Origin of the sequence: Pseudobutyrivibrio xylanivorans (genome assembly GCF_010906925.1) — a bacterium.
Lineage (GTDB): Bacteria > Bacillota > Clostridia > Lachnospirales > Lachnospiraceae > Pseudobutyrivibrio.
This window is the reverse complement of sequence record NZ_VTVE01000004.1, coordinates 111927-135505: the sequence shown is the minus strand read 5'-3', so window position 1 is coordinate 135505 and position 23579 is coordinate 111927. Positions and strand designations below refer to the sequence as shown.

The 23579-nt window shown below is 39.9% G+C and carries 23 protein-coding genes; 3 read left to right on the top strand and 20 right to left on the bottom strand.

All coding sequences use genetic code 11. From position 1 onward, the window contains the following. Window positions 1–9: 9 nt before the first annotated feature. A complete protein-coding gene (locus F0Q01_RS11930) occupies window positions 10–477 on the top strand; it encodes a methylglyoxal synthase (RefSeq protein ID WP_090489373.1) in 468 nt (155 codons plus the stop codon). A 75-nt stretch (window positions 478–552) separates the two neighbouring features. On the opposite strand, the gene F0Q01_RS11925 is transcribed toward F0Q01_RS11930, so the two are convergent. After that, window positions 553–1242 (bottom strand): flavodoxin family protein, encoded by a 690-nt coding sequence (locus F0Q01_RS11925; RefSeq protein ID WP_090489375.1) that lies wholly within the window; start codon window positions 1240–1242, stop codon window positions 553–555. A gap of 791 nt (window positions 1243–2033) precedes the next feature. Here F0Q01_RS11925 and fliB point away from each other — a divergent pair. Then, window positions 2034–3110, top strand: coding sequence for a flagellin lysine-N-methylase (gene fliB, locus F0Q01_RS11920; protein WP_090489377.1), 1077 nt, complete (start codon window positions 2034–2036; stop codon window positions 3108–3110). Between the two features lie 43 nt (window positions 3111–3153). On the opposite strand, the gene F0Q01_RS11915 is transcribed toward fliB, so the two are convergent. The 5 genes from F0Q01_RS11915 to F0Q01_RS11895 all read right to left on the bottom strand — a co-directional run bounded on the left by F0Q01_RS11915 (window position 3154) and on the right by F0Q01_RS11895 (window position 10713). Then, the gene (locus tag F0Q01_RS11915; RefSeq protein WP_090489379.1) at window positions 3154–5265 is read right to left on the bottom strand and encodes a glycoside hydrolase family 36 protein; all 2112 of its coding nucleotides are present in this window, start codon (window positions 5263–5265) and stop codon (window positions 3154–3156) included. A 12-nt stretch (window positions 5266–5277) separates the two neighbouring features. Then, on the bottom strand, window positions 5278–6108 hold the full coding sequence (locus tag F0Q01_RS11910; protein ID WP_090152659.1) for a carbohydrate ABC transporter permease: 831 nt from the start codon (window positions 6106–6108) through the stop codon (window positions 5278–5280). A gap of 4 nt (window positions 6109–6112) precedes the next feature. After that, window positions 6113–7000, bottom strand: a complete 888-nt coding sequence (locus F0Q01_RS11905; protein ID WP_242869226.1) for a carbohydrate ABC transporter permease — start codon at window positions 6998–7000, stop codon at window positions 6113–6115. Between the two features lie 77 nt (window positions 7001–7077). Continuing rightward, window positions 7078–8376 (bottom strand): ABC transporter substrate-binding protein, encoded by a 1299-nt coding sequence (locus tag F0Q01_RS11900; protein ID WP_090489381.1) that lies wholly within the window; start codon window positions 8374–8376, stop codon window positions 7078–7080. Between the two features lie 135 nt (window positions 8377–8511). Beyond that, complete coding sequence (locus tag F0Q01_RS11895; RefSeq protein ID WP_090489383.1) at window positions 8512–10713, bottom strand: alpha-galactosidase; 2202 nt, start codon at window positions 10711–10713, stop codon at window positions 8512–8514. A gap of 161 nt (window positions 10714–10874) precedes the next feature. Between F0Q01_RS11895 and F0Q01_RS11890 the strand changes: the two genes are divergently transcribed. Further along, window positions 10875–11735, top strand: a complete 861-nt coding sequence (locus tag F0Q01_RS11890; protein WP_090489385.1) for an AraC family transcriptional regulator — start codon at window positions 10875–10877, stop codon at window positions 11733–11735. Window positions 11736–11777: 42 nt separating this feature from the next. Here F0Q01_RS11890 and F0Q01_RS11885 read toward each other — a convergent pair whose 3' ends face one another. The 14 genes from F0Q01_RS11885 to F0Q01_RS11820 all read right to left on the bottom strand — a co-directional run bounded on the left by F0Q01_RS11885 (window position 11778) and on the right by F0Q01_RS11820 (window position 23575). Continuing rightward, on the bottom strand, window positions 11778–12530 hold the full coding sequence (locus F0Q01_RS11885; protein WP_090489387.1) for an amino acid ABC transporter ATP-binding protein: 753 nt from the start codon (window positions 12528–12530) through the stop codon (window positions 11778–11780). Between the two features lie 13 nt (window positions 12531–12543). Further along, on the bottom strand, window positions 12544–13221 hold the full coding sequence (locus F0Q01_RS11880) for an amino acid ABC transporter permease (protein WP_090152674.1): 678 nt from the start codon (window positions 13219–13221) through the stop codon (window positions 12544–12546). Between the two features lie 21 nt (window positions 13222–13242). After that, window positions 13243–14091, bottom strand: coding sequence for an amino acid ABC transporter substrate-binding protein (locus tag F0Q01_RS11875; protein ID WP_090489389.1), 849 nt, complete (start codon window positions 14089–14091; stop codon window positions 13243–13245). A 16-nt stretch (window positions 14092–14107) separates the two neighbouring features. Continuing rightward, window positions 14108–15271 (bottom strand): trans-sulfuration enzyme family protein, encoded by a 1164-nt coding sequence (locus F0Q01_RS11870; protein ID WP_242941883.1) that lies wholly within the window; start codon window positions 15269–15271, stop codon window positions 14108–14110. Between the two features lie 112 nt (window positions 15272–15383). Continuing rightward, complete coding sequence (gene msrA / locus F0Q01_RS11865) at window positions 15384–15869, bottom strand: peptide-methionine (S)-S-oxide reductase MsrA (protein ID WP_090489393.1); 486 nt, start codon at window positions 15867–15869, stop codon at window positions 15384–15386. Between the two features lie 15 nt (window positions 15870–15884). Continuing rightward, window positions 15885–16163 (bottom strand): acylphosphatase, encoded by a 279-nt coding sequence (locus tag F0Q01_RS11860; RefSeq protein WP_090152684.1) that lies wholly within the window; start codon window positions 16161–16163, stop codon window positions 15885–15887. 94 nt (window positions 16164–16257) lie between these two features. After that, on the bottom strand, window positions 16258–17148 hold the full coding sequence (locus F0Q01_RS11855) for a hypothetical protein (protein ID WP_090489395.1): 891 nt from the start codon (window positions 17146–17148) through the stop codon (window positions 16258–16260). 143 nt (window positions 17149–17291) lie between these two features. Further along, window positions 17292–17579 (bottom strand): AAC(3) family N-acetyltransferase, encoded by a 288-nt coding sequence (locus F0Q01_RS11850; protein WP_330584331.1) that lies wholly within the window; start codon window positions 17577–17579, stop codon window positions 17292–17294. 5 nt (window positions 17580–17584) lie between these two features. Continuing rightward, entirely contained in the window at window positions 17585–17953 is a 369-nt protein-coding gene (locus F0Q01_RS11845; RefSeq protein ID WP_090489399.1) for a GNAT family N-acetyltransferase, read from the bottom strand. Further along, window positions 17950–18570 (bottom strand): radical SAM protein, encoded by a 621-nt coding sequence (locus F0Q01_RS11840; protein ID WP_090152695.1) that lies wholly within the window; start codon window positions 18568–18570, stop codon window positions 17950–17952. The genes F0Q01_RS11845 and F0Q01_RS11840 overlap by 4 nt, the downstream gene beginning before the upstream one ends. 8 nt (window positions 18571–18578) lie before the next feature. Continuing rightward, window positions 18579–19457 (bottom strand): hypothetical protein, encoded by an 879-nt coding sequence (locus F0Q01_RS11835; protein WP_090489401.1) that lies wholly within the window; start codon window positions 19455–19457, stop codon window positions 18579–18581. Window positions 19458–19534: 77 nt separating this feature from the next. Then, the gene (gene abc-f / locus F0Q01_RS11830; RefSeq protein WP_090489403.1) at window positions 19535–21067 is read right to left on the bottom strand and encodes a ribosomal protection-like ABC-F family protein; all 1533 of its coding nucleotides are present in this window, start codon (window positions 21065–21067) and stop codon (window positions 19535–19537) included. 395 nt (window positions 21068–21462) lie between these two features. Then, entirely contained in the window at window positions 21463–22743 is a 1281-nt protein-coding gene (locus F0Q01_RS11825; protein WP_090489405.1) for an AGE family epimerase/isomerase, read from the bottom strand. 28 nt (window positions 22744–22771) lie between these two features. After that, window positions 22772–23575, bottom strand: coding sequence for a Cof-type HAD-IIB family hydrolase (locus F0Q01_RS11820; RefSeq protein ID WP_090489407.1), 804 nt, complete (start codon window positions 23573–23575; stop codon window positions 22772–22774). Window positions 23576–23579: the final 4 nt, after the last annotated feature.

Here is a 23579-nt window from a genome sequence, read left to right as displayed (position 1 = left end):
AGATATACTATGGAAGAAAAAGTAACACTAACTATTGGGGAACAAAAGAATATCGCACTCATCGCCCACGATGGCAAAAAGCCAGTTCTAATTCAATGGTGCGAGGATAACAAGGCAATTTTGAAGAATCATAATCTATGCGGAACTGGTACCACCGCCCGTATGATTTCGGACAAGACCGGACTTACTGTAAAGGGTTACAACTCAGGTCCACTAGGTGGCGACCAGCAGATTGGTGCCAAAATCGTAGAAGGCAGAATTGATTTGATTATATTCTTTTCTGACCCACTTACAGCTCAGCCTCATGATCCAGATGTTAAGGCGCTTATTAGAATTGCTCAGGTATATGATATTCCAATCGCTGTAAACAAAGCATCTGCAGATTTCATAATCAAATCTGATTTCATGAATAAAAGTTATAACCACGATGTCATTAACTTTCAGAAGAATATTGAGCAGAGAGCTAATACACTGTAAAACAAAAGCACCATCTTTTGAGGTCCTAAACTCCTGGTTTAGGAGCCTCATAAGATTAGGTGCTTTTAAATTTCTTTATTTCCATGGACGCTTGTTTTCAGTCCATCCTTTTTCATCCCAATATTGTTTATCTCTAGGGAAAAAACCTTTGCGCTGTACCAAATGCATCCCCCAAAATAGGAACCTAGTCCTAAAGGTCGGCTTAATCTTGCCATTTCTTCTCTTTATCTTTGCTGCAAGCTTAGCAATCTTTTTATCAATAACAGCCTTCTTTCTTGGCGCAATCTGATCCCAGCTAACGGCTGCCACTGCAAAGCCAAGGCCATATCTTCTTGCAACTCCCCAGAAAAACAGACTGTGCTTCATATCCATAATTGTAGACTTTATGCCTGCTCCTGCTGCAGTTGCAATACACACACCCTGCTTTTTAAACATAGCCTCATGTGGTCGATGAATCATCCATCTATATGCATAATGATCTAGAAAGGCCTTCATTGCTCCTGTTGCATGATATACATAAACAGGACTTTCTAGCACTATTAAGTCAGCCTCATCTATAGCCCTTGTAATGGGCTCCAATTTCTCATAATGAGGACACTTATCCTCTCCCTCCATAAAACACTTTGTACAACCAATACAAAATTCGCCAAAATCCCTTGGCAGGAAAAACTCCTTAATTTCCCCTCCAACTTCTTCTGCAAGCTTCCTTGCAACGTGGTAAGTAGACCCTTTATGGGACTGCCCGTGAATAATAACTGTTTTCATTTTCCATCTCCTTTTACTATCTCATCATAGCATATACCCTTTCTCTATTTCTATTATTCACTTGATTATTTTATGCTTATCTCATTCTTCATTAATCCAATCCGATTGCCGTTCCTATCTGCCCCCTCACCTAGCCCCTGTGGTGCTATATGAGCTTGCTCTATGGTCCATTCTCTGGTTTACTTTTTGATTTACACTATGTTCTGCATTCTGATTTGCTATATATGATGTTCTATGGCTTGTCCTCCAGGGTGCTTTGTGGCCTGCTCTCTTATTTTTTTCCTTGCTTGCCCTAGTTTACTCTCTATTCTTGCCCAATTCAGCTTCTATGGGGCTTGATTTACGGGTATTATACGAAAATTGAAATTATCACCGTAGGATTGCAAAATTGAAATTTTTCAGAATAGAAAACCTACGGGTATTTTTCAACTTTTGGAATTTGTACCGTAGCCATTTTTCGACCTCTACGGTACATATTAAATTTTTCTATTTATACCCGTAACTCGCGACACTTTGAATTCCTTGGATTACGGGGATTTTGAGGAAAATCACAAAAACGCCGTAACCAGAAATTTTTCAGTGCAAAATCCTACGGTGCAAATTTAGAAATTCCAAAAATACCCGTAGGTTTCCCGTTCTCACCCTTCATACAGGGTGGGTCATCCCACATTGTCAGCGATCTGTGGCATTACTCCAGCATTTACTCTAGCATTACTGCAACACCCCCGGCTTGGCCAAGCAAAAATGGGTAGGGCTGTGCCTGGTGGGATTAGTATGATAGAATTATTCCTATGAAAAAACTATATCCAGATTATTATGAAAAGTTCAAATGTATTGCAGACAAGTGTCCTAAGACTTGCTGCGGAGGTTGGCAGATAGAGATTGACGAGGAATCTCTGGCAGCCTATAAATCCATGGGTATTGATAATGTGGATTATGAAAACGAAATCTTCAATTATGATGAGGATAAAATGTGCCGCAACTTAAGGGAGGATGGTCTTTGCAAGCTTATTCTTAAACATGGCGAGGGGATTTTGTGCCGCACATGCGCCACTTTTCCTAGGCATATAGAAGAGTTTCAAAATGTCAGAGAGTATTCCCTGAGCATATCCTGTCCAGAAGTGGCAAGAATTATACTTAATAGGCAAGATTCCATATCCTTTTATGAAGAAGATGATGAAGAAAAAGATTTGGAGGACTATGATGCAGGGGAGCAAGAGGTCTACAAATACTTACAGGTTTTGAGAAAAAAGTTTGTGGATGTTATTCAGAATAGAAACTTAAGCCTGAAGGATAGAGGTGGCCTTATCCTCTGTATTGCCGATACCTTCCAAAATGCCTACGATAATATCATCTTCGAGGATGGTGATTTAGATCAGCTTGATATAGATAGCATTTTAAATACAGATTATGCTTCTCTCAATCTCACATTTAAAAATAGAAAGGCTATGTTTGATGTGATGAAAGGCTGGGAGTTTACAACTTCTGAGTTTAGTGACCTTCTATCAGTTACAGAGGAGACTATTTACACAAAAGATACTGTCTCCAAAGAAAAGGCTGCCATGTGCAAATGTCTTGCAGGTCACGGTGTTGAATTATCTGTAGTTTTAGAGCAGATTCTTTTGTATTTTATCTACGCGTACTTCTGTGGTTCTGCTTATGATGAGTTTTATTTTGGGCAGGCCCAGCTGGCTGTTTGCACATGCCTTCATATACAGGATCTGGCCCTAGCCCATTTTATGAGAACTGGTGACATTACACTTGATGATTTAATTAGACTGACATATCTATATGCTAGAGAGCTAGAACACTCTATTCCTAATATCTTATACACTGAAGAATATATGGATGAGAATCCACTTGTTTAAATAAAAATCCGCGATGCCAATATAAGGCTATCGCGGATTCTTTTTATCTTTCTATCAACACTGCAAGGGCATCAAATGATTCCTTAAAGGAAACAACCATATTATTTCCTTCTATTGATACTCCATGATCACCGGCTTCATAAATATCGCATATACGATATTTGCCATCTAGAGGAATCTGTATCTGTTGCACACCCTCATGCTCAAATGAATGAACTAAAACTAATGCTTTATTCTCGAAATATCTAACAGATGCCTGGTAATCTTTTAGGGCCCTGTTGGAATTTTGGAATGGACCAAATCTTTTTGTGATGCCACTTACGATTATAGGTGATACCTTTTTATAAAAGCTAACCCCATCAATTGCAAGCTTCCACTTCTCCTTTGATAAGCCCTCAACATCGCCTGAGATACAAAGCACTCCATACATTCCTGCACATACAGAATAAGCTATACGTTTTGGCTCATCATCCTTGCGAAGCACTGCCCAGATTTGGCTTTTTTGAGCAAGTATCAGATTCTGTAAATCAGCTGCTATAACAGGTATTTCCCTCTCCTCATGGGCATCGGAAAATGATAGAAAATCTCCTAGTTCCATAAAGCTAGGCTCTAGTCTGTGTCCACCTGAAGAGCATATTTCTATAGCGATATCCGGTACGCATTTACGTATTTTTCTAAAGAATGTTTTGGTAGCCTCCACACATTGGCGCAAGCCTTCTCCGTAGCTTTCAGCTCCATCACAGCCCATGCCAATGGTGTCGTTGTAATCAATCTTGATATATTTAAAGCCATTGTCATTTAAAAAGTTGATGACCTTTTCAGTAAGGTAGTCTTCTACCCAAGTCTGTCTCATATCCCAGAAACGTCTAGTTCCAGAAATAACCACCTTACCATCACGGGTTAAAAGATGAGGAGTGTCATCCACCATGTTAGAATCCTTACCAACAGTCTCCAGCTCAAACCAGATTCCTGCCGCCATGCCAGCCTGATTTATCATTTCAACAACAGGCTTCATACCATTTGGAAACAAATCCTTGGCCACATTCCAGTCACCCATATTGTCCTGCCAGCCTGTTATCTCATCAGCATACCATCCGGCATCTATGACAAAATACTTAAAGTCCGAACCCTTTATAACAGATAAAAGTTCCTTGATTTGCTGTTCACTAGGCTCGCCCCAAGTGGTGCAGTACTCGTTGAAAATAGCTGGAAGTTCACTTACCCTCTGATGGGAAAGAAGCTTGCTTCTTTGCACATCAAGAAGCCTATCACACGCCTTATCAATGAGCTTTGTTTCTACACTTTCAACATCTGCAAGACTCCCAGCAACAGCAGTTATATAGGCCTCTGGAGATGTAAATACCTCTCCAGGTCTTAGTTCCTTTCTCCAATGGCCAAACTCAAAATCAGCAAGGCCACAGGTGAGATTAAGGTTACTATCTGAGCGAGTTATCTCAAACTGCCATGAAGATGAGCAAGCTAGAGAAATGGCCCACATCACATTAGCTCCTACATCTTCTATTGCTGCAAATGGGAAAAATCCTCTTATTGGCATAGAGCCAAGGCAGCCAAACTTCTCGCATCTAAATCCAAAATTAGCCCAAGATGGCTCCAGTAAAAGTTCCTCTATAGTACGTGTCTCATGACGGCCCTCTGCGCTCCATCTGCTTCTGTATCTGTGAAGAACAAGCCTATCCCTTGCCGCATCATCGGTGTATGGAGTGATGCCTGTAATATTTACTGATGAAAGGGCCTCTATCATTACAGGCTCCTTGCCTTCATTTAACACCTCTGTGTGGACTCTAACTCCGCGACTACCCTGAGTAAATTTCACAACATGCCTTGCAACCAAACCATTATCAGACTTTGTTACAGTGGTGACTGTTTTTTCATCACCATCTTCTTTTACATCTATGGATTCATATTTCATATCCATAGTTAGTCCACTGTTGTGTCTAGTTTCTCCTGCGCTGAATCCCAAACCAGAAGAATCCCCTGTGCATGAAATCTGCACTAGGGGATCCTCATTAATTTTATCTAGGGACAGCGCATCTTCATTGTTAGGAAGGATGGAGAATGAAACCCTTCCCTCTTCTGAAATTATGTAAATTCCATTCATGTCACCTAATGGAATTATCTGCTGTCTTTTATCCACTTGGGTCCTCCTTTAAAGCTTTCCGCCTGATGTAGCAATACCCTCGATAAACTGCTTCTGGAAGATAATATAAAGAATTATCATTGGCACACATGAAATAAGTGCCGCCATCATAAGCTCAGGGTATTTCTGCTGATATTGACCATTCATTTTTGCAAGAGCACTTGCAAGTGTTGTAGCTCTGTTATCAGGCGCTACAATCATTGGCCACATCAAATCCTTGTAAGCAAATACAGCTGTGAAAATACCAAGGGCTACCATTGCTGACCTGGTAAGAGGTGCCATGATATACATAAATGTCTGTGGAATATTGCATCCATCAAGTCGAGCTGCCTCTTCCAAATCTCTAGGAAGCTGTAAAAATGCCTGTCTAAGCAAGAATGTTCCAAAAGCAGAAACGATACCGGGGAAAACAAGTCCCATAATTGAGTTTGTAAGGTGAAGATTACTTACCATTACATACTGTGGGATAATGAAAAGCTGAACCGGTATCATCATCTGGAAAAGTACAAGGGCAAACATTACATTCTTACCCTTGAAGTTAAGGCGGGCAAATGCATATCCACTAAGGGAAGCTGTAACCACTGCAAATAAGATTCTAAGGCCTACCATACCAAGTGTATTGGCATATAGTCTTACAAAATCCATTGCCTTGATAACATTCTCAAAATTCTGAACCTGCCACACCTTTGGAATAATTACAAATGGGTCAATCTGCATTGTTTCTGAAACTGTTTTAAATGCTGTCAAAAACATCCAAACAAAAGGAACAAGCATTGTGATAGACACCAGTATTAAAATTATATACATAATAAAATTGCTAATTGTCTTTTTCATATACATGCTCCTATTCGTAGTGAACCCATTTCTTCTGTCCAATGAGCTGAATTACTGTGAGTATCATAATTACAACGAGTAAAACTACAACAACAGTAGCTCCATATCCCTTTTTATTCTGCTCAAATGAGTACTTATAGAAAAGGAATACAAGGGACTCTGTCTTTTTCCATGCTGGGTTATTTAAATCAATCATCATATAGATAAGATCGAATACCTGCATAGCACCAATAATTCTTGTAACAAGTACAAAGAAAATTGTTGGCGAAATAAGAGGAACTGTAATATGAATAAGCTGGTTAAATCCATTTGCTCCATCAAGGGCTGCCGCCTCATAGTAATCCTTTGGCACCTCTTGAAGACCAGCTAAAAACAATACCATGTTGTATCCAAGCACTGACCAAATACCAATTATTGCCAGTGAGTAAATAGCAAGATTTGGATTAGAAAGCCAATTTACCTTTATATGGAATATATTATTGATAAGTCCGAAGTTGGAGTTGTAGAGCCATTTCCAAACCATGGCAATTGCAGCTGGTGCCACAACCATTGGAAGGAAAAATATTGTTCTAAACATACTTCGTCCTTTAATTTTCTTATTTAGTAATACTGCTAAAAGCAAGGCTATTACAACTGAAAATGGAACTTCTATAATTGCATACTTAATTGTGTTCCAAAGAGCCTGCCAAACTTCCGAATCACCTAAAACCTTTTTGTAGTTATCTAAACCTACGAATTGACTACCTCTACCGAAATCACCCATCTTGCAGAAGCTTTGCTTGATGGTGTCAATCATAGGATAAATATTTAATACTATAAGTCCAAGCATTGTAGGAAGAATGAATATCCATCCCCAGAAGAATTCGCTTTTTTCTCTAGCTGTTATTTTCTTCTTCACGTGAGTCTCCTTTTAAAACAAATCTTTTTAAATATGAGGGTGCCAAAACGCACCCTCATATTCACATAACTCTAATATTATTCTTCTGCTAAAGCTGCATTCATCTCTTCTGCAATTTCCTTGCAAACATCCTCTACAGGAGTTGCGCCAGTCCATGCATCCTGGAGCTTTTCAATCATCATGTCTTCCCATACTGTTGTATCTCTAGAGTATGGTCTAAATACAAGCTTTGCATCAAGCATATCCATGTATGCCTGAAGATTGAAGCAATCAACACTATTTACCCAAGCATCAGATGTACCAATGTATGCTGACATTGTAACACCGTTCTCAGCCTGCTTTGTCTGACCTTCTTTTGAACCAAGGTACTCGATAAGTGACCATGCTGCATCTGTGTTTTTGCCGTTTGCTGATGCTGCCCATCCAAGTCCATTGTAGATAGATACGCGGTCATCTGGAGTGTTTGTGTATGGAAGAACTGCGATGTCGCAGTTTGCTGCTGCATACTCATTGTCTCTGTAACCTGCAAGCATCCATGAACCATTGATAGCCATAGCTGTCTTTCCAGCGCAAAGAAGCTCGTTAGGGTCTGTCTCAGAAACTGTTGCAAGATCTGGGCAAGAACCTGCTGCAATCATGTCTGTAAAGAGCTTTACGCCCTTGATTGAATTAGGATCATCCATACCAGATGTCTTCTTGTCATCACTGATTACATATCCACCCATTGAGTAGATTGTGTTGTAGTAACCTTCCTGGTTGTTACCTGGAGCTAATGCAAATCCCCAGTGCTCATCATTTGTAAGCTTAGCTGCTGCATCTGCAAAATCATCCCATGTCCATGTGTCATCAGGATAAGCTACACCCATCTCATCAAAGATTGTCTTGTTGTACCAAAGAGCGATTGTATCGATATCCTTTGGAACAGCGTACTGCTTACCATTTGACTGATACAAGTTTACGATACCCTCATAATAATTGCTCATGTCAATCTTGTCGCTCTCAGCAATCTTGTCTGTAAGATCAAGGAGAAGATCATTCTCCATGTACTTCTGAGCTACATTCGAATGCATCCAGAATACATCAGGAAGCTCACCGCCTGTTGCTCCTGCTTCGAGAAGTGTCCAGTAGTTATTCCAATCAACAACCTGAATTGTTGCCTTAACACCTGACTGCTCACTCCACTCATCAACGATTTTCTGAAGACCAGGTCTTTGACCCTCATCCCAGATTGCAATTGAAAGTTCGCCTTCAACGCTACCGCCAAGACTTTCAGCGCCGTCTCCCCCGGCTGCTGGTGCATCTGAGCTGCCACCACATCCAATCATGGATAGGGCTGTAACTGCACTAAGTAAGATAGCAATGACTTTTTTCTTCATAAACATAACCTCCTTTAGTAAATACTACCTCTCTCTTATTCCCTCAATACTTAGTTATTACTATAGTTAAATCATAGTTTATATAGCTTCCTTTAGGCATGGTATTTCGTGTTCTTTTGATGTCATTTTGTGATATTACTTTTTAGCTTCCAAGACCTCCACATAAGATATAAAGTCTTGCCCTGTACTTAAACCATTATTACTGAGTTTCGTTAGGGTGACTCCAAGATTCATCAACTCATCTCCAAAATATTCCTCATCATTAAGAACGTATACCTTGTCTGCCGAAAGACCATCTAACTTTAAGAATCCTGGAAGCATGGTCACATTTGATCTCATGCAATAGAATCCAAAAATAGCTTTTTCTTTATCTTCTGAAACCACAATCCATGCTGCCTGATCAGCTTCAAAAGGAGATCTCAATCTGTAGAAAGTACCAAACTGAAATAGCTGTCTGTATTCTTTCATAAATTGAACCTGACTCTTTACCAGTTCAAACTCCTCATGGCTTACGTGGTTCAAATCCAATTCATAGCCAAATGTTCCAAAGTAGGCCACATTGGCACGAGTCTCAATTGATGTAGTTCTGCCTGTCTGTTGATTTGGCACAGCTGACACATGAGCACCTATTGATGAAACTGGATATCCATAAGAGGTTCCATACTGAATCCTGATTCTATCAATGGCGTCTGTGTTGTCTGAACACCACGCTTGTGGTGCATAGTACAGCATACCTGCATCAAATCTATTTCCACCTGATGAACATGACTCAAATAAAATATCTGGGAAGTCATTTCTCAATCTCTCGTACAAGCTGTAAACGCCCATAACATAGCGATGATAAACCATCCCCTGCTGCTCAGCAGGAATGTCTGCGCTGTAAACTTCTGTAAGTGATCTGTTCATATCCCACTTAATATAGCTAATTGGGGCATTTGAAATAATCTTGTGAAGCATTCCGTATATGTAATCCACAACCTCTGGTCGAGAATAATCAAGTACCATCTGATGTCTTCCAAGAGATGCTTTTCTTCCCGGTGTAGAAAGTGCCCACTCAGGATGCTTTCTATATAGATTGCTGTCTGGGTTCACCATCTCAGGCTCAATCCAGAAACCAAATTTCATTCCCAAAGATTCTATTTTACGTGCAAGTCCAGGGATTCCCTGTGGCAACTTCTTTGGATTTTCAACCCAATCTCCTAAGCCTGCAAAATCATCATCTCTTTCACCGAACCAGCCATCATCTAGGACAAATAGCTCAATCCCTGCTTCCTTTGCCTTGCTGGCAATCTTAAGGATTTTTTCTTCATCAAAGTCCATGAATGTTGCTTCCCAGTTGTTAATGAGAATAGGCCTTGGAGTGTTCTTCCATTTTCCCCTTACCAGGTTGTTATTATATAGGCTGTGATAGGTCTGGCTAAGGTAGTTGAGTCCTGAATCACTATAGGCGATTACCACCTCAGGAGTCTCAAATGACTGCCCATTTTCAAGGATCCATGTAAATCTATCTGGGTTGATTCCCATTAGTACTCTCATGCGGCCAAATGTATCCCCTTCGGCCTGTGCCAGGAAATTACCGCTGTACACAAATGAAAATCCTATTGCCTCACCTATAAAATCATCAGTGTTAGGTCTTTTTATTATTATAAATGGATTCTGGTTGGCACTTGAAATACCTCTCTTACTTTCTATTGAAACAGAACCAGGTCCAAGATTTTTTACTATTGGTGTTCGCTCTCTAGCCCAAGCTCCAGAAAACTGCATCCACTGATAGTTTTGATCCGGTAAGTCAAGACATGCACTTAGCGCTTTTGTTAACTTTACTTTGGAGGGACCAATATTAGTAAACTTTGCATGCCTTGTTACTACCGGATATCTATTGAATAGAGTGTAGGAAAGAGCAAGTGTTGTTTTGGCAACCACATCTTCCAAATAAATCTCAAGAGTCATGGCCTCACTATCATCAGCATAAGTAGCTGGAAGGCCCTCTAGTGGCTGCTTTCCCTTATAAATCTTGTGGTCTTTGTACACAAAAGAACTGACTTTTGAGCCATTTGAAATCTCTACCTCAAATGCTGAAGTACCAAAATCAGTAGTTCCAAAAGATGGGTACTCCTGACGATTCAACTCCATTGAGTAGCTCTCTGTATCCGCATCAACTGGTACATTAGGTAGAGAAAATCTATTGACCACATAGGACATATCTTCCTTGTCGTGAATAGCTTTTCCAAAATAAATATTTCCAAGCTCACCTATCGGAGAAACCCCAATAATGTAGCTTAACTCATCGTTAAACAAATGAAATTGCTTACTTTTTTCATGCCAAATAATGTTCATCTGCTAAACCTTTCCCTTTCGCTTATGTCTATACCTTTTTACTTCCTAGAAGTTATGTTTAGTGTAACTTAAAAACAAAAAGTCACTAATGGTATAATTTGATAAAACAATGTCAAAATGTGATATAATATTCCTACACATGTAAAAGGGGGAATAATTATATGGGGTTAAAGGCGAACGGATGTGACTTCCGTAAGTTTGTCAACTACGAAGATTCTGACGATTTATATCTCTACGAGGTAGGCCGTAACAAGTGCACACCTCTTTATTCTTACGAGCATCTTGTTAAAAATCGTATCATTATTCACATTATTAAAAAGGGCAAGGGAATACTTCGAATCAATAACAAGCAATATGACATCCACAAGGACCAGATTTTTCTCATTCCAGAAAACTACCGCTGCTTTTACCAGGCGGACAAGGATGATCCATGGGAGTATATATGGTTTATTATTGGAGGACCTAAGATACCACTTATGCTTAAAGAGGCTGGACTGACTCCGGAACATCCAGTATACACTCCTGTCTCAGATTCTCGAGTTATTACAGAGCTGGCACTTGATACTCTGAAAAATTACAAAAGACAATACTACTGTATAGGAAACCTATATCGTATATGCGATTATATGATTGAGAATTCTTCTAGAAAAGAAGAAATAACAGTAAGTAATTCTCTGCGATATGTTAAAAATGCCATTTCCTACATACAGCTAAAATATTCTGAGCCAGTAAAAATCGAGCAGGTGGCATCAGCCTTAGGACTCAACAGGAGCTACCTTACCCGTCTCTTTAAAGACGCAACAGGCTATTCACTTCAGGAGTATCTGCTTACCTACCGCATGAAGATGGCTGTTAAGCTTCTTTCAGACAAGTCCTTAAGCGTGGCAGAGATTGCTAAAAATGTAGGCTACAACGACACATTCACATTTTCAAAGGCCTTCAAACGCCACTATGGCAAGGCCCCTTCTGACTACCGCAGTGTAGAAATAAAAGTAAGCACCGGCACCATTACCAATGTCTAGACACAAAACAAGGCTTTGCACCAATTGATGCAAAGCCTTTTCTTATATGACATATTCAAGTTTATCTGCAAAATGTCCTAAGAACTTGATGGTTCTCTCATCCTTTGGACTTTTTAATACTTCTTTTGCAGTACCTTTTTCAACTACTTCCCCATCAGCAATAAATACCACCTTGTCAGCCACATCAAGAGCAAACTCAAGCTCATGAGTTACGATTACAGATGTAATGCGTTCCTTAGAGATTTCCTTTATTATCTCAAGGACTCCCTGAACTCGCTCCGGATCCAGAGCACTAGTCGGCTCATCAAAGAGAATCACCTCTGGCTTTAGAGCTAGGGCTCTTGCTATACCAACTCTCTGCTGCTGTCCACCAGATAGCTGCGCTGGGTAGTGATCCTTCCAGTCCTTAAGTCCAACCTTATCAAGATACTCAAGGGCTGTCTTTTCTGCCTCATGCTTCCCATACCCCTTAGCCTTGATAAGAGGCAGGGTAATATTTTGAAGAGCTGTCTTATTTTCATAAAGACTAAAGTTCTGGAAAACCATAGCTGTAGTCCTTCTGATTTCTGTTATCTGGTGCTTTGTCAGCTTGTTAAAATCATAGGTGTTTTTGCCTATAGTAAGCTCACCCTGGTCAGGTCTTTCCAAAAGATTAATGCACCTTAGTGTTGTGGACTTTCCTGAGCCAGATGGGCCAATAATAGCAACTGTCTCTCCCTCTGCCACATCTAAATCTATGTTTTTTAAAATTACTTTGTCGCCAAATGACTTTTGTAAATTTTGAATCTTAATCATAATATTCTCCAGTCTATGCGGGACTTACTGAACTATTTTTACTAAGCTTCTTCTCAGTGTATTTCTGGAAATATGTAAGTCCTGTGCTAAATAACAAATAAACTGCTGCAACTTCAATATATAAAGCCAAAGGCTCATATGTAACTGCAACTATTCGCTGAGTTGCCATAAACATCTCTGTGATAGTTATGTTTGCTGCAAGTGATGTATCTTTCACAAGTGATATGAAAGAGTTAAAAAGTGCAGGGATGCAGTTCTTTATGGCCTGAGGTAAAACAATGTGAATCATTGTCTGCCATATTGTAAGACCACAAGCAACTGCCCCCTCTGTCTGGCTCTTTGGAATAGATAAGATAGAGCCTCTTATTGTTTCAGAGGCATAGGCTCCAATATTTAAGGAAAAAGCTATAATAGCTGAGGGAAATGCATCAATATTGAAACCTATATTAGGCAAGCCGTAGAAAATAATGAACAGCTGTACCAGCATTGGTGTGCCTCTAAAAACCCATACATAAAACTGAAAGAACTGTGATAATACCTTGATTTTCATTACTCGTGTCACTGCCACAAGTATGGCAATCACTATTCCTATAGTAAAAGAAATGAGAGTAAGTGGAATAGTGTAGGCTATGCCTGGCAATAATATTTTAGGTAATGAACCAACAAGTATTTCCAATAATCTTGAATTCATATATCTCTCCCAAACTGAAGACTAGTTAGGACTTGTAATATCCTCGCCAAAGTACTTCTCTGAAATGCTCTTTAATGTGCCGTCGTCTCTAAGCTCTTTTAAAGCGTCATTGATAGCTGCCTGTAAATCATCATCTCCCTGTCTAATAAGGATTGCTGACTCTGTTGCCTCATCTGATGTGGCTACAATCTTTACATCTGCATCTGGCTGATTTGCCTTGAAGTCAAGGAATGTAACATTGTCGTTTACTGTTGCATCTGCACGGCCCTGGATTACAAGCTGAATTGACTCTGAGAATCCACTTGTTGAAACGATTGTTCCACCATAGCTTTCTGCAACCTCTGCCCAGTTACTTGTAACTGTAAGAGCTACATCCTTGCCGTCCAAGTCCTCAAAGCTTGAGATGCTGTCATTGTCTCCCTTTACAACTACTGCACCATAAGCGTATGTATATGGCTCAGAGAATAAATACTTCTGCTGTCTTTCCTCTGTGATACTTACCTGATTTGCAATGGCATCATACTTTTTAGCATCAAGACCTGCGATGATACCATCCCACTGTGTCTCTGTAAATCTAGCCTCAACACCAAGCTTCTCTGCAACTGCCTGAGCAACCTCTACATCAAATCCAACAAGCTTGTCATCCTCATCATGGTATGAGTAAGGTGCGTATGTACCTTCTGTTGCAAATGTAATGTAGCCATTAGCCTTGATCTCATCAAATGTTGTAGCCTCTGCTGATGCACCCTCACCCTCTGTTGATGCCGTCTGGGCACCCTCTGCTGGCTTTGCAGAATCTGAGCTGCCGCATCCTACAAGTGTTCCTACTGAAAGTGCTGATATTAAAAGTAATGCTGTTAATTTTTTCATAATATTTTCTCCTTTTCTACTTTCTTGAATAATTAAATGCATCATCCAAATCCTTTATTAAATCCTCTACATCTTCTATTCCAACTGAGAGTCTAATAAGATTTGATGTAATTCCTATTTTCTCCTGAAGCTCCTTTGCGTATGACTCATGGGTCATGGTGCTTGGTCTACAGATAAGTGACTCAACGCCCCCAAGACTTACTGCAAATGAGAATAGCTTTAACTTAGAGACAAACTTATCTAAATCGTAGCTGTTTTCATTAAACTTAAATGAGATAACTGCGCCAGCACCATTTGCCTGCTTCTTCTGTAACTCATATCCCTTGTGGCTCTTAAGACCTGGATAGTAAACTTCTTCAGTTGCATCGATGCCTTCTAAGTACTCTGCAATCTTCTGAGCATTTGAAAGATGTCTATCAAGTCTTACACCCAGTGTCTTGATTCCTCGCTGAAGCAAGAATGAATCGATTGGTGAAAGGATTCCACCTAATGTATTGTTGATGAATTTTAATCTTGTAAATAATTCATCATCATTTAAAATCACAAGACCTGCTAATATGTCTGAATGTCCACCGTAATATTTTGTAGCGGAATACTCTACGATATCTGCACCAAGGTCTAGTGGCTTCTGCAAATATGCTGTCATGAATGTGTTGTCAACTACTACAAGTATTCCCTTTTTATGAGCTGCATCTGCAACCTTTCTAATATCAGTAACTTCAAGTAGTGGATTTGATGGTGTCTCAATGAATACCATCTTTACATTCTCATCTACCTTGTCAAAATCATAATCGTTGAAGTTGTTTACGATTTCGTATTCAACACCTCTCTTTTCAAAAAGGTTTGAAACAAATCTCCATGTTCCGCCGTAGACATTGTCATTTATTAAAACTTTCTCACCTTTGTTTAAAAGTTCGAATACAAGGCTTGTAGCTGCCATACCTGAGGAAGTAGCTATGCCGTGTTTTGCTCCCTCGATATCAGCTGCAAGTTTTTCAACTGATGCTCGAGTTGGATTGTTGCCTCGGCTGTAACAATATTCTCCCTCGTGCTCAACATCCGGCTGAGCGAATGTTGATGACAAATAAATTGGATAGTTTACTGCCTTCTTTTCCTGGTCAATAAATCCGCCGTGAATTGCTGTAGTATTAAATCCCATTGCTTTTCCCTCTGCTTTCATTTAACATGCTGTTATAATACACATACCTGCCTATCGGGTCAATAGGTTTATATATTGCAGAAATTAATAGAGGGCTATCAATAGAATTGATAGCCCTGCTCTTTACTATATATTAAATTGTCTTGCGGCCGCTTTCGATAAGCTCTTTTTCGAAGGCCTCAGGATTCTTGAGATAGTAGTCCTGATGTTCCTCCTCTGCTGGATAGAATGACTTGAATGGCTCTAGTTTCACCTGGACCTTCTGCCCTGACTCTGCCTCGAGAGCACTGATTCTACTAGCAGCTATCTCTCGCTCTTCTTCTGTCTGATAGTAGATGGCGAGTGTGTATGAAAATCCCTTGTCGATATACTGGCCCTCTCCGTCAAATGGGTCCACGTTGGCAAAATAAATATCAAGTAACTTATCAAATGTGACATTCTCTGGCTCATAAGTGAGCTCGATAGTCTCTCTGTGGCCAGTCTTCTGTGCCTTAACATCCTCATATGTAGGAGCAACCTCGTCTCCTCCAGAGTATCCACATACAACAGAATCCACTCCATATATTTTATAAATTGGTGTGACGCACCAAAAGCATCCGCCTGCAAAATATGCCTTCATAACAATTACCTCTTATTAATATTGAGTGATGAAACCCCTCTCATCATCATCTACAGGAATCCGCTCTTTTGCAATGTCCATAATGTCTATGATTCTGTCATTTGCAAGTTCTTTTATTAGCATATAGATTTCCTGCTCCGTCCCCTGTACTTCCATGGAAACAGAACCATCATATTCGTTCTTCACGTAGCCTGTCAAGCGATACTTGTCCGCAATATAGCTTGCCTTATATCTAAATCCAACACCCTGAACTCGGCCGTTAAATATCATCTTGTAGCGCACTAATTCTCTCATCCAAATGGTACTCCTGTAGCTTATTTCTAGAGACAATTCTACTAAGAATCAGCCCACATTTCTACCCTTATTATTTAAGAAGCGTGACCTGCTATTAAAATATATCAAGTGAGCTATCTAAATATATTTCCTCACGAACTTTAAGCTGATACTCAGGACGTATCATGTAATATAAGAGGAACTCTAAAATAATAGCGCTGCCAAGGCTTCGACCCTCGATTTTAAAATGCGAAAATCCCTTTTTTGCGTACATCTTTTGAATATCTTCTATTCCTATAAAGCCTGGATTTGTCATGGCATCTGAGAATCTGTAACATCTCATGGATTCCGGCGCCACACAAATATGGTCATCGCATTCTTCGTCTAGATTTTTCCTGCTGACATTCTCGTAGCATCTCTTTCTATCAAAGCAATCGTACCAGCAGCACTCGTTACATAAAAACTCCACCTTATTCTTTTGAGCCTCTGTCAAAGAATCAAGCTTATCAAATTCCTTATTCAGTCTAAAATCAGGCACAACAAATTTAAAATCCTCTCGATTCAGCTCATCTACAAACTGATTAAAATCTGTTAGCACCTTTGTTGTGGATGACACAAAGTAGAAGTTTGGATACTTTTCTTTAATATAATCAATAAGCAAGTCTGAGTGAACTATAATTCCACTTTGAGCGGATCCATTGTGTTCAAACAGACTGCAAAGCTGATTACATTTTTTATCCGAAAGATGCTCTTTTTCGAGCAAAGAATTACTAAAAGTAAGGCGCGCACTTACGCCATATTTTTCCATTAAGCGAGCTACTGCCTTAGGATCTGCATCACCAAAACCCACACGGCCTCCGCCCCACAAACATTCCTGTGGAGCGCCGTAAATAGAGCATATTTCGCACCAATCATAGAAATATTCTCTATGATTAAAGAACAATGGCAAAAAGACTTTGTATAACTCATAAAATTCAAATAACCCAGGCAGGTGATAAAATACCATTTATAAATGTTTCTCCATTTCCACAATGGCGTTTTCAATCAATGCACCAATCTTATCAATGTCAGTCTCGTTCGCAAGTCTAAAATCCATATCTAGCCCTCCATGTAAGCAATTATACTATTATTGTATTTCATGTAAATCCTCTATTTTCTGTTTGCCTCAATCCATTTAACAGCATAGTCAACAAGCTCTCGCTGCTTCATAAATCTAAGAGTTGCATTTCCAAGAGTAGCCTTTTTTACCGGATGCTCCTTTTCAAATGCTGCTCCTATATCCACAAAATCCTCGCCATCCACAAATAGCGTCTCATATGCTTTCCAAACTCGTTTACCATTTTCCATGATGGCACTGTGCTCAACACAGTTGTGCTTGCTTGGATAATCAGCTCTCACATCTGCAAGATTAAGGGATGTATTCTTATCATAATCCACGCCAATTAATAACACATCACCATACATTCATCAGATGCTTTAAAACCAAGACTCTCGTATAAAGGTCTACCCGATTCAGTCGCATCTAAACTGATTTCTGTAGCATGCTTTTCTTTAGCATCTTCAATCAGCAACTCGACCATTTTTTTCGCTATACCCTGTCTTCTATATTCCTTCCTGGTATAGACATTCATCAAGTGAGCTCTTTTGCCAGTTGGATGAGAAAAAGTAGGCATTACCTCAAAATAAGAAATGCTTGCACATCCAATCGCTTCATTTCCATCAAAAGCTAAACATGTAACCTGATTTCCCTCTAAAAAATATCTTTTACTACAGGAAATAAGTTCTTCAGTGAAACACCTACTATTTCTCATCGCTTAACGTATTCAAACAAGTCAAATCTCGTGACTCCAAGTTCCTTCAGACGATTAACACTATTTTGCTGTGCATCTTTTGTGTTATATTCCGGAATGAGAGGTACTCGAACTACAACTCTTTCAGGGCCTGCTTTTTCTATAAGGAATTGTAAATTTAACTCCATGAGAGATTGGTCCCCACCGGTATAAGAATGATATATTTCAGGATTCATATCCTTACAATCCACGATAAACTCATCGATTGATTGCTCAGCCAATTCTACCAGTGAGCGTGGCACGGCAAGGCTTGTCTCAGCACATAGCCGCCACGAATCACCACATATTTCACGGAAGGGCTCAAAAAAAGCAGCCTGCAGCAAAGATTCCCCTCCGCCGAAGGTAACCCCACCGCCGGTTGCCTGATAATACAAATCATCAATCTTCACACGGTCATATAATTCCTCAGGGCTTATCAATTCTACTTCATTTTTCTTTAATATCTCTTTATTAAGACACCATTTGCAATGTAGCGGACAAGAAGCCCCTGCCACAAGCGTTGTTACACCCTGCCCATCAATTCCCAAACGATGGCGAGCTATACGTAACAACGGAAATAAGTATTTTTGAACATTCATAACAATCTCTATCTATAGCAAGGTGTAAATTCACCTTCTACAGTTGTTTCTTCATCAGTGAAAAGCTCTACAGCGCCAATTTCCTCAGACTCAGAATTTGAGCATAAAGTTTCAGGGGCGGAATCAACTATGTGATAGATATGTCCTTCCTGTAAAGTGATATCTGGGAAAATATCCCAATACACATTTTGAGCGCCCTCTTCATCTCTAGAGGTAGCCTTCCAGGTTCCCAATAACTCATCCTCGCCATAAGTAACATCATAGATACGTATATAACCTGGAACCGTACCGTTGCCTTCATTCAAATTGTGTGTTGTCAGCGCGCACAACTTAATATCCTTATCTGGCATAAACATTGAACAGTATCTAGCAATTCGACAAACCTCGTCACCATTAACAGTACTTGCAAAAGTATGGAGGTTATCAAAAGCTCCATCAGCAGTCTTTTGAATCTCTCCTTCTGTAGAATTGCTCTCACAGTCACTCCAGTCTTCAGCTTCGCCTGCCAACTCCGGTATATATTGAGTGTCTCCTGCCAGTTCGTAATCATCTCCTGGATCCGCCATTAAACCTCCGGCATAATCATCGTCTGGAGCCACAGTCACATCACCTGAATAATCTCCACCATGTTCCTGCCCCGGTATTGAACAAGCCACAGTTCCAAAACTAATTCCTGTACAAAGTGCAGTTACAGCAACTGTTTTTCCAAGTTTTTTACGAGCTTCTAATTCCTGCTCGAGATAACGAAGTTCACTCTCACAACGTGGACATGTTCCAGAGCAATCACCCTGATAGGTGCATTCTCTTGTCACATACGGAATATCATTTTCATCTGCGATCTTCTGTCTAATCTCTTTTAAAATTTTACATTTTGCTTTCCCCAACATAGCTCTTCTCCTCAGTTAAATACTTATATCCATTCTAACTGTTCCAATCCCCAAAAGCCACAAAATCAATGACTTTACTACAACTTAATAATCTCTGTAGCAATCTTTTCCTGGAATCGGGCATCATGCTCAACAATAAGCATAGCAGGACAGGCATCTAGAATCAGTTTTTCTATCTGCATTCTAGAAAACACATCAATATAGTTTAATGGTTCATCCCAAATGTATAGATGTGCAGGAGTTATTAGGCTAGCTGCTATTAGTACTTTTTTCTTCTGCCCCTCTGAGAAGTCTTCCATATTTTTGCCAAACTGCTCTCTGTTAAAATCAAGCTGCCTTAAGATGGCTAAAAACAAACTCTTATCCAAGCCTCTATACTGGCAAAAATCTTCGAGTGTTCCTCTCAAAAATGAGGTGTCCTGATTTATGTATGAGATAACCAAACCAGTAGTCACGGTCAATATTCCATCTACTATTTCTAAATTATCTAGTCCACCAAACTCTCTAGCATTATTGGCCTTCAAAATAGCTTTTATAATGCTTGATTTACCGCAGCCATTCTCGCCTGAAATAACAATTCGATCCCCTTGTTTAATCTGAAAAGTCAGGTTGTTAAATAATGGCGTCGAATCTTTATAAGAAAGTGAAAGCTTATGAGCATCCACCAGAATATTCTTATGAAACTCCAGTGGCATGACCTTTAAATCCACAACGTTTTCTATATCCTGAAGCAATCCTTCCTTCTCTTCAATTTCCCGGTCCACTCTCTTTTCATATGCTTTGACTCGCGCCTGCATCTTCTTTGTCTTACCACCGATATAAGAACGACTCGATATACTTCTATCGGTTTCTTTTATAGGATCATAACCGATTTTTGACCCTTCACTTTTATCTGCCCATCTGCCAGTTCTGTCGGCTATTGCCTTAAGCTTTCCAATTTCCTTAAGATGCTTTTCATTTTCCGCCTTGGCAAAGGCATCACTTTTTTCTTTATTCTCCCACCAGGTCGAAAAGTTTCCTATCTGCACCTCTATGGTGCTTCTATTCATAACCAAAACATGATCACAAACAGCATCCAATAAATCTCTGTCGTGAGACACGAGAATGAAGCCCTTCTTGCTAGCCAAATAGTTTTTTACAATATCTCTGGCTGCCTGGTCTAGATGATTTGTTGGCTCATCAATTAATAGAAATTCATTTTCAGCGGCAAACAATACCGCAAGCATAACTCTGGTTCGCTCGCCATGGCTTAGCGTTTTAATTGGCCTGTATAAACATTCAGCATCTATCTGAATCTGATTCATCTGAATTAAAACCTCCCACTCTTCGACCCCAGGTTTCCACTTTTCTATCAGCTCACTGGCTGTCTTTTCCACATCCTCCCCCGAAACATAGTATGGAAAATAATCAAAATACGTGCTGGCAGTTATACTCCCCTGATATTTATAATCCCCCATAAGAAGTCGAAGAAGTGTAGTTTTTCCTTTACCGTTGCGGCCAATAAAACCTAACTTCCAATTTGTATCTATGTTGAATGAAACATTTTCTAAAACATCATCTGCACTTCCCTCATAGGAAAAAGTGAGATTGCTAACTTGTATTTGTGCCATAAACATCGCCCCTGTCTAAAAATAAGCACAAAAAAATCTGCTTTATACCTAAAGCAGATTAACGTACATATTTGAAATACACGCTATTATCACGTAGATATTTACCACGTGTCAAAAGCTTCAAAAATGAAAACGATAATCTAATTAGGCACACACAAACAGACCCTTTTGGGCCATAAATCTTCATTTGCATTTACCGAATTAAACTATCTAATTATCATTCCTCCACCTTCGCTACACATAGCGCCTTTCTTGAGTATAAACTCATATTAGCATCTTATTTAAAATTGTCAATAACTTCTAAACCAAATTTTAATAATTTGATAAAGAAAAAGTAACCGCCCGAACTGATATGTACCCCTTTTTCTCCTTTCAAGGGTGGTAAATCTCATATTTCAAACCTGTGGTCTCGCCACAGCCTTTGCAATCGATACTCCAATTGCTTCATTATAAGGAATCAATGTCGCCTGAAGTGCATGGTATATGTCAGACTTGCCTGGCCATACTGTGGTAAGGAGCTTGTTGTTTTGATCAAGCTGATGGAACCATGAACCATTTACATGGTCTACAACATAGGTATCTAAGTACTCCATGAATGCAGCATAATCATTCAGATATTTATCATTCCAAGTCACCCTATAAAGTACCGCCGAGGTGTTAATCGCCTCTGCAAGTGTCCAATGCATTCTGTCATGAACAATAGGCTTGCCATCCCAGCCAGTAGTATAGCAAATGCCTGGTGCCCCGTCTGCATTCCACGCATCAGAAATAGCTCTGTTATAGAGGCATTCTGCTGCTTCAATGTAGTCTGCAAATTTCCCCTCTGGAATAGCTTTTGATGTGCCCCCTATAGCATCTGTTTCATCATCTGGCTGTCCAAAACTTGATACTGCCCATTGGGTAATAAGTCTAGCCCACTCTATTCCATGGCCCGGTGTAGCTCCATAAGGCTTGAACTGATCATCAGGCTTTTCCTTATTACACTCTAAATCAGGAGTCCAATCACTGAGATAGTGCTCAGGAATTCTCCAGTCATTGTCCCTAGCCCATCCAAGGACGTGGTCTATTATCCTGCCTGCTCTGACTCTATATTTTTCATCACCTGTAGCATCTGCTGCAGCAAGAAAAGCCTCAACTGTATGCATATTAGCGTTGAGGCCTCTGTAGGAATCAAGTTCAGTAAACTGGGTATTCCATGTGTCTACAGAAAGTCCCAGCTTTTCATCCCAAAAATATTTATCGTATATACGAAGTGCATCTTGAAGCAGCTCCTTGCCCCCAGAAATACCGGCAAGCATGGCAGATGAGCCTGCTAAAATAACAAATGCATGGGCATAGCAAGCCTTGTTAGGAAGCACCTGACCCTCAGCAGTCAGTCCTGCGTACCAGCCACCATTTTCATGGTCATGAAGCTCTCCCATAAGCCCCTTAAGTGCAGCCGCAGCAAGAGCCCCACTGCCCTCATGGCCAAGCATAGCTCCCATACTGTACACATGGCACATTCTACTGGTAATCCATGTTTCCCTAGGTCTATCTGTCCAAGGTGTGCCGTCATCTCCCAGGTAGTAGGAACCGCCACCAGGGGATGGAAACCTATGTCCAAAGGAAAGTAGGTTGTCCCTCAATCCTAAAAGAAATTCTCTGTTTTCTGCTGAGTCTAATTCATACTTCCCCATGTAATATCCTCCCATACATTATATGTCTCTATTCAACAAGTCCTATCTTCTTTAATCCATAGTATATTCCATCTGACTCATTGCTTAAAGTTATATTCTCTATTTTCGCCTTTAATTCCTCTGGCCCATTTTCCATAATAAATGGCATGGCCACAGTTTCAAGCATATCTAAATCGTTGTAATGATCCCCAAATCCAACTGTTTTATCCAGTCCGATATTCCATTCATCACAAAGAAATCTTATGCTGCCCCCTTTAGATATACCCTTATTCATTATTTCTATTAAAATATCTGAAGACCTTACAATTGATAGGCATGGAAATTTTGCCTTAAGTGCATTCTCAATTGCCCCCGTTTGCTTTGGATTACACATACACAAAATCTTGCCTACATTGGCCCCAGCTGGTAAATCTGAAATATCCCCCTCTGTGGCCTCAACCTCCACAATAGACTCTTCCCTCTTTACTCGCGGATCATTTTTGTTATTTACAATCCACATATTCATGGAATAAATATTCCACGTACAATCAAACTGCTCTGCCTCAATAAAATGAATAACAGTTGCTGCTGTCTTTCTTGAAAATCCATTAGACTGTAAAACATTGCCCTGCTCATCCATAACTAGTGCGCCGCTATAACACGCCATTGGGCATGTAAAATTATATCTTTTGAAAATAGGATAAATCCCTGATGGCCCCCTTGCAGTAACAATTACAAAAGGAATATCCTTTGCTTTTAACTGCTTTATTGCCTGTATGGTGCTATCTAGCATCCTATGTTCATTATTTAGCAATGTACCATCTACATCACAAAAAACTATTTCATAATCCATTTAA